Annotated in this window: 7 protein-coding genes; 3 read left to right on the top strand and 4 right to left on the bottom strand. The window is 74.3% G+C overall.

Going from position 1 to position 11571, the window contains the following annotated elements; genetic code table 11:
* The first annotated feature begins 8 nt into the window (after nucleotides 1-8).
* Entirely contained in the window at nucleotides 9-926 is a 918-nt protein-coding gene (locus ACI769_RS08930; protein WP_085387744.1) for a glycoside hydrolase family 19 protein, read from the top strand.
* A gap of 119 nt (nucleotides 927-1045) precedes the next feature.
* Here ACI769_RS08930 and ACI769_RS08925 read toward each other — a convergent pair whose 3' ends face one another.
* Together ACI769_RS08925 and ACI769_RS08920 are read right to left on the bottom strand one after the other, a co-directional pair.
* Nucleotides 1046-2779: an NAD(P)/FAD-dependent oxidoreductase gene (locus ACI769_RS08925; protein WP_085387743.1), complete on the bottom strand. Its 1734-nt coding sequence runs from the start codon at nucleotides 2777-2779 to the stop codon at nucleotides 1046-1048.
* Between the two features lie 120 nt (nucleotides 2780-2899).
* Nucleotides 2900-4495: an SLC13 family permease gene (locus ACI769_RS08920; RefSeq protein WP_232322545.1), complete on the bottom strand. Its 1596-nt coding sequence runs from the start codon at nucleotides 4493-4495 to the stop codon at nucleotides 2900-2902.
* A gap of 88 nt (nucleotides 4496-4583) precedes the next feature.
* Between ACI769_RS08920 and ACI769_RS08915 the strand changes: the two genes are divergently transcribed.
* The gene (locus tag ACI769_RS08915) at nucleotides 4584-5225 is read left to right on the top strand and encodes an NADPH-dependent F420 reductase (RefSeq protein WP_085387742.1); all 642 of its coding nucleotides are present in this window, start codon (nucleotides 4584-4586) and stop codon (nucleotides 5223-5225) included.
* 21 nt (nucleotides 5226-5246) lie between these two features.
* Here ACI769_RS08915 and ACI769_RS08910 read toward each other — a convergent pair whose 3' ends face one another.
* Both ACI769_RS08910 and glnA read right to left on the bottom strand, forming a co-directional pair.
* Nucleotides 5247-8402, bottom strand: a complete 3156-nt coding sequence (locus ACI769_RS08910) for a bifunctional [glutamine synthetase] adenylyltransferase/[glutamine synthetase]-adenylyl-L-tyrosine phosphorylase (protein ID WP_085387741.1) — start codon at nucleotides 8400-8402, stop codon at nucleotides 5247-5249.
* A complete protein-coding gene (glnA, locus tag ACI769_RS08905; RefSeq protein ID WP_021483141.1) occupies nucleotides 8399-9736 on the bottom strand; it encodes a type I glutamate--ammonia ligase in 1338 nt (445 codons plus the stop codon). Before glnA ends, ACI769_RS08910 begins: the two co-directional genes overlap by 4 nt.
* A gap of 116 nt (nucleotides 9737-9852) precedes the next feature.
* Between glnA and ACI769_RS08900 the strand changes: the two genes are divergently transcribed.
* Nucleotides 9853-11556, top strand: a complete 1704-nt coding sequence (locus tag ACI769_RS08900) for an NAD+ synthase (protein ID WP_085387740.1) — start codon at nucleotides 9853-9855, stop codon at nucleotides 11554-11556.
* The last annotated feature ends 15 nt before the right edge of the window (nucleotides 11557-11571 follow it).

The following is an 11571-nucleotide window of genomic DNA, read 5'->3' as shown; positions in this document are numbered from 1 at the left end:
GGAGATTCATGAGCACTCGCTTCCGGCGCGCCCTCACCACCGTCGTCTCCGTCCTCACCTCGGCGGTCCTGGCCGTGTCCGTCACCGCCCCGGCGGGCGCGGGGACGGGCCCCTCCCCCACGAGCACCGACCAGGCCGCGAGCGTCGCCGCGTGCGCCGCGACGTGGTCACCGACGACCGCGTACTCGGGCGGGAAGACGGCGTCGCACCACGGGCGGAACTGGACGGCCCGGTGGTGGACCCAGCGCGAGACGCCGGGGTCGACGAGCGTCTGGGTGGACGCGGGCCGGTGCACGGGGGGCGGGGACGACTTCGTGGTGAGCCGCGCGGAGTTCGACGCGATCTTCCCGAAGCGGCACCCGTTCTACACGTACGACGGGTTCGTCGACGCGCTGGGCGCGTACCCGGCGTTCGCCAGCACGGGGACGCCGGAGACCCGGACGCGCGAGGCCGCGGCGTTCCTCACGCACGCGGACTTCGAGTCGGTCGGGCTGCGGTACGTGAAGGAGATCAACGAGGCGAACTACTGGATCAAGTGCGACTACTCCCAGCCGTTCGGCTGCCCGGCGGGCCAGACGGCCTACTACGGGCGCGGGCCGATCATGTTCAGCTGGAACTTCAACTACAAGGCTGCCGGCGACGCCCTGGGCATCGACCTGCTCAACGACCCGTGGCTCGTCGAGGAGGACCCGTCCGTCGCCTGGCAGACCGCGCTCTGGTACTGGAACACCCAGAACGGGCCCGGCGTGATGACGTCGCACCAGGCGATGGTGTCCGGCGCCGGCTTCGGCCAGACGATCAACTCGCTCAACGGGGCGCTCGAGTGCGGCGGGGGCAACCCGGCGTCGGTGCAGTCGCGCGTGGACCGCTACGTGCGGATCACCGAGGTGCTGGGCGTGGCCCCGGGCTCGGGCCTGACCTGCTGAGCAGCCCGGACCGCGGCGTGGGCGGCCGGTCGGCCGCGGCACGTCCGGCGGCGTGAGCGGCGGGTGCGGTGCACGCAGGGGGCGCACCGCACCCGCCGGTCAGCCGCCGAGCCCGCCGGTCAGCCGCCGACCCCGGCGGCCACCGGCGCCTCCTCGGTCCCGGACACCGAACCGGCGTCGGGCACAGCCTCCGGGTCAGCCTCAGACCGCACGACGTGGGACGACGGCAGCCCCGCGCCGGGGCGGAACCCGGCGTAGTGCTCGGCCGCGGCGCGGGCGCACTCGTCCTGGTAGACGTGCCCGCCACCGAGGTACACGGCGATCTCCTCGCGCTTGCCCGGCACGTTGCCGCCGACGAACCAGGCGCCCGCCTTCCTGCCCTCCTCGTACATGACGGTCGCGCGGGCCGCGCGGTCCGTCTCGGCGCGCCACCACTCCTCCGCCTCGGGCGTGGCCTCGAGCCGGTCGACGCCGTGCTCTCGCGCGTACGCGAGCGCGCGCTGGAGCCACTGCGCGCCGCGCTGGACGGGCACCGTGAGGTTGGACAGCGGCGTCTGCGGCCCGAGGGACATGAAGAAATTCGGGAAGCCGTGGACGGAGATGCCGAGGTAGGTGCGCAGACCGTCGCGCTCCCAGCGCTCGCGCAGGGTGACGCCGTCCCGCCCGACGACGTCGAACGCCGTGAGCGCCCCGGTCATGGCGTCGAAGCCGGTGGCGAGCACGAGCACGTCGAGCTCGTGCTCGACCTCCCCCACGACGACTCCGCGCGGTGTCACGCGCGTGATCGGCGTGGTCAGCACGTCGACGAGCTCGACGTTCTCGCGGTTGTATGCCGCGTAGTAGCCGTGGCCCGTCGGGGGTCGCTTGCCCATGAAGCGGTACGTCGTCGGGGTGAGCAGGCGGGCCGTCCGTGGGTCCTCGACGACCTCGCGGATCTTGCCGCGCAGGAACTCGGACGCGAGCTCGCTCGCCTCGGGGCTGGACACGAGGTCCGTGAAGCACTCGTTGGCGAACCGGAAGCCGCCCGCCTCCCAGCGGGACTCGAAGACGCGGCGGCGCTCCTCGGCGTCGACCTCGAGCGCGGACCGCGTGGGGATCTCCATGGGGACACCGAAGGGGTGGCGCGTGGCGCGCTCGAAGACGTCGTCGTAGCGGGCGCGCAGGGCGGCGAGCTCGTCGGCCGTCACGGCGGGGCTCGTCGTCTCCAGCACGTAGTTGGGGGTGCGCTGGAAGACGGTGACGTGCTCCGCCACGGCCGCGAGCTCCGGCAGCATCTGGATCCCCGAGGCACCGACCCCGAGCAGGCCCACGCGCTTGCCCGCCAGGTCGACGCCCTCGTGCGGCCAGCGGGCCGAGTGGTGGACCGGCCCCGCGAACGTGTCGAGCCCCGGCAGGTCCGGGTACAGGGGCCGGGAGAGCAGGCCGGTCGCGGAGACGACGTACGTCGCCTGCAGCCGGGAGCCGTCCGCGAGGGTGAGGGTCCAGAGGTTCGTCGCGTCGGAGTGCTCGGCCCGCTCGACGGCGACGCCGAGCCGGATGTCGCGGCGCAGGTCGAGCCGGTCGGCGACGAACTCGAGGTAGGCGCGGATCTCCTCACCGCGCGGGTAGCGCTCGGACCAGTCCCACTCGTCGCGCACCTCGCGCGAGAACGAGTACGCGTACGCGAGGTACTCGGAGTCGGTCCGCACGCCCGGGTAGCGGTTGGCCCACCAGGTGCCGCCGATCCCGTCCGCGGCGTCGACGACAAGCACGGACAGGCCGATCTCGCGCAGGTGGTGCAGCATCGCCAGGCCCGAGTAGCCCGCCCCGATGACGACCGCGTCGTAGAGCGTGCCGTTCGTGGTCTCCGCCATGGACGACTCCCCCGTGTCAGGTACGTCGGCGCAGGCCCGGTGCCCGTGCGACGCGGTATACCGTGCCACGACCTGCGACGTCGTGCCACGGCGACCGCAGGACGGTCACGGGGTCACGGCTCAGAACGGCCAGACGAGCGGCACGTAGAGGACCGCGGCCGCGAGGAAGACGAGGGCGAGCGGCAGGCCGAGGCGCCAGTAGTCGCCGAACCGGTACCCGCCGGGCTGCAGGACCATGAGGTTGACGGGGGTGGCGATCGGGGTGAGGAACGCGGCCGCGCCCACGACCGTGAGCGCCATCATGAACGGCAGCACGCTCACGTCGAGCGTCTGCGCGAACGACACCGCGACGGGGGCCATGACGAGCACCGTCGCGACGTTCGAGATGAACTGCCCGAGCACGAGCGTGAGCACGCACACCACGAGCAGCGCGAGGCGCGGCGACCCGTCGCCCGTGAGCCGGAGCACGAGCCCGGCGATCGCCTCCGCCGCCCCGGACGAGACGAACGCCGCGGACAGCGGGATGAGCGCCGCGATGAGCACGACGGTGTCCCACGAGATCGCGCGGAACGCCTGCGGCACGGTGACCACCCCGCCGACCACCAGGGCGCCCGCGGCGAGCAGACCGGCGATGACGGGCGGCACGACGCCCGTCGCGAGCAGCACGACGGTCACGACGAGCACGGCGAGGCAGCGGCGCCACCCGCGGCTCAGCGGGACGCCGCGCTGCAGGCTGCGCGCCGAGTCGACCGCGAGCACGTCGGGCGACTGCGTGTACCGGTGCAGCGCGTCCCACGGGCCGCGCACGAGCACGGCGTCGCCCGGCTGGAGGGTCAGCGTCCCGGAGGCCCGCTCGGCATCGGAGGCCGACGCGTGCGCCTCGCCCCGCCGGAGGGCGACCACGACGAGCCCTTCGTCGCGCGTCGTCATGCCCGGGCTGACGGTGCGCCCGACGAGGGTCGATCGGGGCGCGATGACCACCTCCACGACCCCGGTGCCGCCGGTGAACAGGCGGCCCGTGTCGAGGTCGGGCGTGTAGCTCTCGCGCCACGAGCGCACGCGCTCGCGCGGGTCGGTCGCGGTGTCGGCGAGGTGCTCGGGGACGCGCTCGGGCAGCAGCCGGTCGCCGAGGGTCACGACGAGCACCGCGGTGGCGAGGACGAGCGGGGCGCCGACGAGCGCGAACTCGAAGTAGCCGAACTCGCGACCGCCGGCCTCCGCCGCCGCCTCGGAGACGATGATGTTCACCGGCGTGCCCGTGAGGGTGAGCAGCGACCCCGCGCCGGCGGCGAACGCGAGCGGGATGAGCATGCGCGACGGCACGATCCCGGCGCGCGCCGCCGCGACCACCGCGACGGGGAGCAGCGCCGCGACGGCGCCGTTGATGCTGATGACCGCGGCGAGCAGCGCGGCGACGCCCACCATGAGCGTGAGCAGGCCCGCGCGCCCGAGCGACGCGCGCCGCTCGAGCCACTGCCCGATCCACGCCGTGACACCGGTCGAGTCCAGCGCCTCGCTGAGCACGAAGAGCGACGCGATGAAGAGCACGATCGGGTCGCTGAAGCCGCCCAGCGCCTCGTCGAGCGGGAGCACGCCCGTCGCCCACAGCGCGACGGGCACGAAGAGCGCGACGACGACGAGCGGCAGGCGGTTCGTCATGAAGCCCACGACGGCGAGGGCCAGGATCGCGAACGTGGCGACCAGCGGATCGATCATGGGGCCCCCTCTCGGACGTCAGGATGCCACAGCGGCCCGGACGACGAGCCGTGCGGAATAGTGACGCCGCGGGTGCGTTGTCGAGACCATGACGACTCTCGGGATCATCGGCGCAGGCAACATCGGCTCCCAGGTGGCGCGGGCCGCCGTCGGGCAGGGGTACGACGTGGTCATCGCGAACTCGCGCGACCCGCGCACGCTCGACGACCTCGTGGCGGAGCTCGGGCCGCGGGCGCGCGCGGCGACGGCGGACGAGGCGGCACGGGCCGCGGACGTCGCCGTCGTGGCGGTGCCGTTCCACGCGTACCGCGACGTCCCGGTCGAGCCGCTCGCGGGGAAGATCGTGCTCGACACGAACAACTACTACTGGGAGCGCGACGGCCACGTCGAGGCGCTCGACCGCGGCGAGACGACGTCGTCGGGCCTGCTCCAGGAGCACCTGCCGGCGTCGAAGGTGGCGAAGGCGTTCAACCACATCCAGGCGCCGCACATCACGACCGACGGCACGCCCGCCGGGACGCCGGGCCGCCGCGCGCTGGCGACGTCGAGCGACTTCCCCGAGGCCGCCGCGTGGGTCGAGCGGTTCTACGACGAGCTCGGCTTCGACACCGTCGACACGAGCCCGCTCGCGGAGTCGTGGCGCGTCGAGCGCGACCGCCCGGCGTACGTGGCGCGCCAGGACGCCGACGAGCTGCGGGCCAACCTCGCACGCGCCCCGCGCACGATCTGACGTCTCCCGCGCGGCCCCCGTTCAGTCCTCGCCGTAGAAGACGCGCTCCATGACGGTGCGGGCCCGGCGGGCCGTGCGGAGGTAGTGCTCCTCCAGCTCGGCTCCCGTGTCCACGCCCGGCAGGTCGAGCACGCGCGCGAGGCCGTTGAGCGCGAAGCGGTCGTGCGGCAGCACGTCCACCGTCGTGCCCGTCGTGCGCCCGGACCACAGCACGAGCGCGCTGCGCAGGCGCGACGCGAGGTGCCACGCCTCGCCGAGGGTCGCGGCGTCGTCGGGGTCGACGAGCCCGACGTCGACCGCGGCGTCGAGCGCGTCCACCGTGGACGTGGTCCGCAGCGCGGGGACCTCGTGGGCGTGCAGGAGCTGGAGGAGCTGGACGGTCCACTCGACGTCGGACACTCCCCCGCGCCCGAGCTTGAGGTGCCGCGACGCCTCGACCCCGCGCGGGAGCCGCTCCGCCTCGACCCGGGCCTTGATGCGCCGGACCTCGCGCACGTGCGCGAGGTCGAGGCCCCCGGCCGGGTAGCGCCGGGCGTCCACGACGCGCGTGAACGCCTCGCCGAGCCCGGCGACGTCGCCCGCGACGGGCCGCGCGCGCAGGAGCGCCTGCGCCTCCCACACGCTGGACCAGCGCTCGTAGTACTCGGTGTACGACGCGAGCGAGCGCACGAGCGGGCCGTTGCGCCCCTCGGGCCGCAGGTCGGCGTCCACGGGCAGCGCAGGCTCCGGCCCGACGGCGGACAGCAGCTGCCGCAGCCGCGTCGCCGCGGCGAGCGCGTACGCCTGGGCGGCGTCGCCGGCCGCACCGCGCGCCGGGTCGTGGACGAACATGACGTCGGCGTCCGAGCCGTAGCCCATCTCGCGGCCGCCCAGGCGCCCCATCGCGACGACGAGCAGGCGCGCCGGCGCGGACGACGGGTCCGGCGCGTCGTACCCGAGCTCGTCGCGCGCCACGAACTCCGCGACCCGGAGCGCGCCCGCGAGCACCACGTCCGCCGCGTCGGAGATGCTGCGCGCGGCGTCGACCGGGTCGACGACCCCGAGCAGCTCGGCGGCGCCCGTGCGGGCCAGCTCGCGCCGCCGCACGGCGCGCAGGCTCACCGTGGCCGGCTCGACCTCGTCGGCGCGCGTGAGGATCGCGTCGGTCTCCGATGCGAGGCGCTCGATGCCGCGCGGGACGAGGTCCGCGTCGCCCGCGAGCCAGCGCACGGACTCGGGCGACCGGCCCAGCGCGTCGGCCATGTAGCGCGAGTTGGACAGGAGGTGCGCGAGCCGCTGGGCCGCGGACCCGGAGTCGCGCAGGAGCTGGAGGTACCAGTGCGTCGTGCCGAGCGTCTCGGAGAGCGTGCGGAACGCGAGCAGCCCGGCGTCCGGGTCGGCGCCCTCGGCGAACCAGCCGAGCATCACGGGCAGGAGCTGGCGCTGGATGGCGGCGCGGCGGCTCACGCCCTCGATGAGCGCGGTGACGTGCCGCATGGCACCCGCCGGGTCGCGGTAGCCGATGGCGGCGAAGCGCGCCTTCGCGGCCTCCGGCGCCAGGCTCACCTCGTCCGGCGAGAGCTGCGCGACGACCGGCAGGAGCGGCCGATAGAAGATCTCCTCGTGCAGGCCGCGCACCTCGCGCCGCGTCGCGCGCCACCGCTCGGTGAGGCCCGCCGCGCCCTCGGTCCGCATGCCGAGCGACCGGGCGAGACGGCGCAGCTCGTCGTCGGCCGTCGGGAGCAGGTGCGTGCGCCGGAGCCGGAAGAGCTGGATGCGGTGCTCGAGCGAGCGCAGGAACCGGTAGCAGACGCCGAGCCGCGCCGCGTGCTCGCGCCCCACGTACCCGGCGGCGGCGAGCTCGGCGAGCGCGGTGAGGGTGCTGCGGCTGCGGATCGAGTCGTCGGACCGCCCGTGCACGAGCTGGAGCAGCTGCACGGTGAACTCGACGTCGCGCAGGCCGCCCTTGCCGAGCTTGAGCTGGCGGTCGGCCTCCGCCGCGGGCACGTGCGCCTCGACGCGGCGGCGCATCGCCTGCGAGTCCTCGACGAAGTTCTCGCGACCCGCGGCCGACCACACGAACGGGGCGATCGCCTCCTCGTACGCGCGCCCGAGCTCGCGGTCGCCCGCGACGGTGCGCGCCTTGAGCAGCGCCTGGAACTCCCACGTCTTGGCCCAGCGCTCGTAGTACGCGACGTGGCTCGCGAGCGTGCGCACGAGCGGCCCCTGCTTGCCCTCGGGGCGCAGCGCGGCGTCGACCTGCCACAGGGCGGGCTCGCCGGACGTGCCGGAGCACACGCGCGCGAGGCTCGTCGCGAGGCGCGCCCCCACGGTCGTGGCGTGCTCCTCGTCGTAGCCGTCGGCGGGCTCGACGACGTAGATCACGTCGACGTCGGAGACGTAGTTGAGCTCGCGCGCCCCGCACTTGCCCATGCCGATGACCGCGAGTCGCACCCCCGCACCGTGGTCGTCGAGCTCCGCGCGCGCGACGGCGAGCGCGCCCTCGAGCGCGGCGGCGGCGAGGTCGGCCAGAGCCGCACCGACCGCGGGCATGCGCGTCAGGGGGTCGGTGACGGTGAGGTCGGTCGCGGCGATGCGCAGGATCCGCTCGCGGTAGGCGCGGCGCAGCGCGTCGACCCGCTCAGGCCCCGGCTCGGCCGCGACCGGGACGGCGGCGTCCGGGTCGGCGCCCACGGCGCGCAGCAGCTCGGCCCGCACGTCGCCCGCGGCCACCCCGGTGCCCGGCGCCGGGTCCGCGACGACCTCGAGCAGCGCGGGGCGCCGCACGACGTCGTCGCCGAGCGCGACCGACGCCCCGAGCACCGCGAGGAGGCGGTCGCGGGCCGGGCCGGGCCGCAGGGTGCCGCGCGCGAGGTCCGCGAGCGCACCGCGCGCCTCGACGTCGGGGCGCAGCGCGCCCGCGAGCCGCACGACCTGCAGGAGCGCGAGGTCCGGGTCGGCGGCCTGGCCGAACGCGGCGAGCAGCTCGTCGTCGACGACGCCCGCCGGGTCGGCGGCGCCGGCCTCGGGACCGTCGACGGACCGGGCACCCGGGTCGAGCAGCAGCGCCAGGTCCGGGTCCGCGAGCAGGCCGGCCGAGCGCGTGATGTCGGCGAAGCCGAACCGCGCGAGCCGACCCGTGAGCGTGGGCCGGCGGGACCCGCCGGACCGACCGGACGTCGTCGTGGACCCGCTCACAGGACCTGGAGGAACCGCTTCAGCTCGAACGGCGTGACCTGCGCGCGGTACGCGTCCCACTCCTGGCGCTTGTTGCGCAGCACGAAGTCGAACACGTGCTCGCCCAGGGTCTCGGCGACGAGCTCGGAGCCCTCCATGATGCGGATCGCCTCGTCGAGCGACTGCGGGAGCGGCTTGATGCCGAGCGCACGACGCTCCGCGTCGGTGAGCTCCCAGACGTCGTCCTCGGTCTCCTCGGGGAGCTCGTAGCCCTCCTCGATGCCCTTGAGCCCGGCGGCCAGCATGACGGCGAACGCCAGGTACGGGTTGGTGGCCGAGTCGAGCGCGCGGTACTCCACGCGGCTCGAGTTGCCCTTGCCCGGCTTGTACATGGGCACGCGCACGAGCGCGGAGCGGTTGTTGTGGCCCCAGCACACGTAGCTGGGGGCCTCGGCCCCGCCCCACAGGCGCTTGTACGAGTTCACGTACTGGTTCGTGATCGCGGTGATCTCCGCCGCGTGGACGAGCAGGCCCGCGATGAACTGGCGCGCCGTCTTGGACAGCTCGAACTGGGCGCCCGGCTCGTGGAACGCGTTGCGGTCGCCCTCGAAGAGCGACAGGTGCGTGTGCATGCCCGAGCCGGGGTGGTCGGCCATCGGCTTGGGCATGAACGACGCGAACACGCCCTGCTCGAGCGCGACCTCCTTGACGACCGTGCGGAACGTCATGAGGTTGTCGGCCGTCGTCAGCGCGTCGGCGTAGCGCAGGTCGATCTCGTTCTGCCCCGGCCCCGCCTCGTGGTGGGAGAACTCGACCGAGATGCCCATGGACTCGAGCATCGTGATCGCGGCGCGCCGGAAGTCGTGCGTGCTCCCGCGCGCGAGGTGGTCGAAGTACCCGCCCTGGTCGACGGGGACGAGCGGCGACCCGGCGTCGGCCGGCTGGTTGAACAGGTAGAACTCGACCTCGGGGTGCGTGTAGAACGTGAACCCCTTGTCGCTCGCCCGGGCGAGCGCACGCTTGAGGACGTTGCGGCTGTCCGCGAGGGACGGCTCGCCGTCTGGCGTGAGGATGTCGCAGAACATGCGGGCGGTACCGTGCCGCTCGCCGCGCCACGGCAGCACCTGGAACGTGGTCGGGTCCGGCTTGGCGATCATGTCGGCCTCGTACACGCGCGTGAGGCCCTCGATCGAGCTGCCGTCGAACCCGATCCCCTCGGCGAACGCCGACTCGAGCTCCGCCGGCGCGATCGCCACCGACTTGAGCATGCCGAGCACGTCGGTGAACCAGAGCCGGATGAAGCGGATGTCGCGCTCCTCGACCGTGCGGAGCACGAACTCCTGCTGCCTGTCCATGCGGTACATCCTGCCTGATCCGTGTGACGAACGGGTGACACGGTCGTGTCCTGGACGTCGTGCCGCGCGGCGGCCCCCCGGACGAGCCGTCCGCCCTGCTCGTCTAGGGTGGACGCATGGCTGATCTGCGCGTCGCGCTGGCACAGGTCGACACGTGCGTGGGGGACCTCGACGGCAACGCCGCCCTGGTCCTCGAGCGCACCCGGGAGGCCGCGGCCGCGGGCGCGCAGCTCGTCGCCTTCCCGGAGATGACCCTCACCGGCTACCCGATCGAGGACCTCGCGCTGCGGGCGTCGTTCCGGCGCGCGGCGTGGGACGCCGCCGCGGACATCGCGGCGCGGCTCGACGCCGAGGGGCTGGGCGCGGTCACCGTCGTGCTCGGCACCGTGGGCACCTCGGGCGCGCCCCGCGGTGCGGGCGCTGCGGAGCGCGAGGCCTCGGGCTCCCCCGCCGACCTCCCGACCAACCGCGCCGTCGTGCTGCGCGACGGCGCCGTGCAGGCCGCGTACGACAAGCACCACCTGCCCAACTACGGCGTGTTCGACGAGTTCCGCATCTTCGCGCCCGGCGAGACGACGACGGTCGTCGAGGTCGAGGGGCGCCGCGTCGGCATCGCGATCTGCGAGGACATCTGGCAGGACGGCGGCCCCGTCGCGGAGATGGCGACGCTCGACGAGGCGGGGAACGGGCTCGACCTGCTGCTCGTGCTCAACGGCTCGCCGTACGAGGAGGGCAAGGGGCACGTCCGCACGGACCTCGCCGCGCGCCGCGCGCGCGAGGTGAGCTCCCCGGTCGCGTACGTGAACCTCGTGGGCGGCCAGGACGACCTCGTGTTCGACGGCGGCTCGTTCGTCACCGACGCCGCGGGCACGGTGGTCGCCTCGTCGCCGCAGTTCGTGGAGGACCTGCTCGTCTGGGAGCTCCCCGCCGACGGCGCCCCGCGCGGGCCGCGCGCCCCCGAGCTGCACCCGGACGAGGAGGTGTACCGGGCGTGCGTGACGGGCCTCGCGGGCTACGTGCGCAAGAACGGCTTCCGCTCGGTCGTCCTCGGCGTCTCGGGCGGCATCGACTCGGCGCTCACCGCCGCCGTCGCCGCGGACGCGATCGGGGGCGAGAACGTCGTCGGCGTCTCGATGCCGTCGCGGTACTCGTCGGACCACAGCAAGGACGACGCGGCCGACCTCGCGAAGCGGCTCGGCGCGGACTACCGCGTCCAGCCCATCGCGCCCATGGTCGAGGCGTTCCAGGGCGAGCTCGAGCTCGAGGGCGTCGCGGAGGAGAACCTCCAGGCGCGCGTGCGCGGCGTGATCCTCATGGCGATCTCCAACCGCGAGGGCCACCTCGTCATCGCGCCGGGCAACAAGTCCGAGCTCGCGACCGGGTACGCCACGATCTACGACGCGGGCAGCATCGGCGGGTTCGCCCCGCTCAAGGACGTCGACAAGTCGCGCGTGTGGCAGCTCGCGCGCTGGCGCAACAACGCCGCGCTCGACCGCGGCGAGATCCCGCCCATCCCGGAGTCGTCGATCACCAAGCCGCCGTCGGCGGAGCTGCGCCCCGGCCAGACCGACCAGGACTCGCTGCCGCCCTACGACCTGCTCGACGAGGTCCTCGACGCCTACATCGAGCACGCCGAGGGACGCGCCGAGCTCCTCGCCCGCGGGTTCGACCCCGAGGTCGTCGACAAGGTCGTCACGCTCGTCGACCGCGCCGAGTGGAAGCGCCGCCAGTACCCGCCGGGCCCGAAGGTCACGGCGCTCGCGTTCGGCCGCGACCGCCGTCTGCCGATCACGAACCGCTGGCGCGAGCCGCTCGCCTGACGACGCCGGCACCCC

It is taken from the genome of Cellulosimicrobium sp. RS (assembly GCF_046159675.1).
GTDB lineage: Bacteria > Actinomycetota > Actinomycetes > Actinomycetales > Cellulomonadaceae > Cellulosimicrobium > Cellulosimicrobium funkei.
Note: the sequence above shows the minus strand (reverse complement) of the source record. Positions and strands in the feature narration are given on the sequence as shown.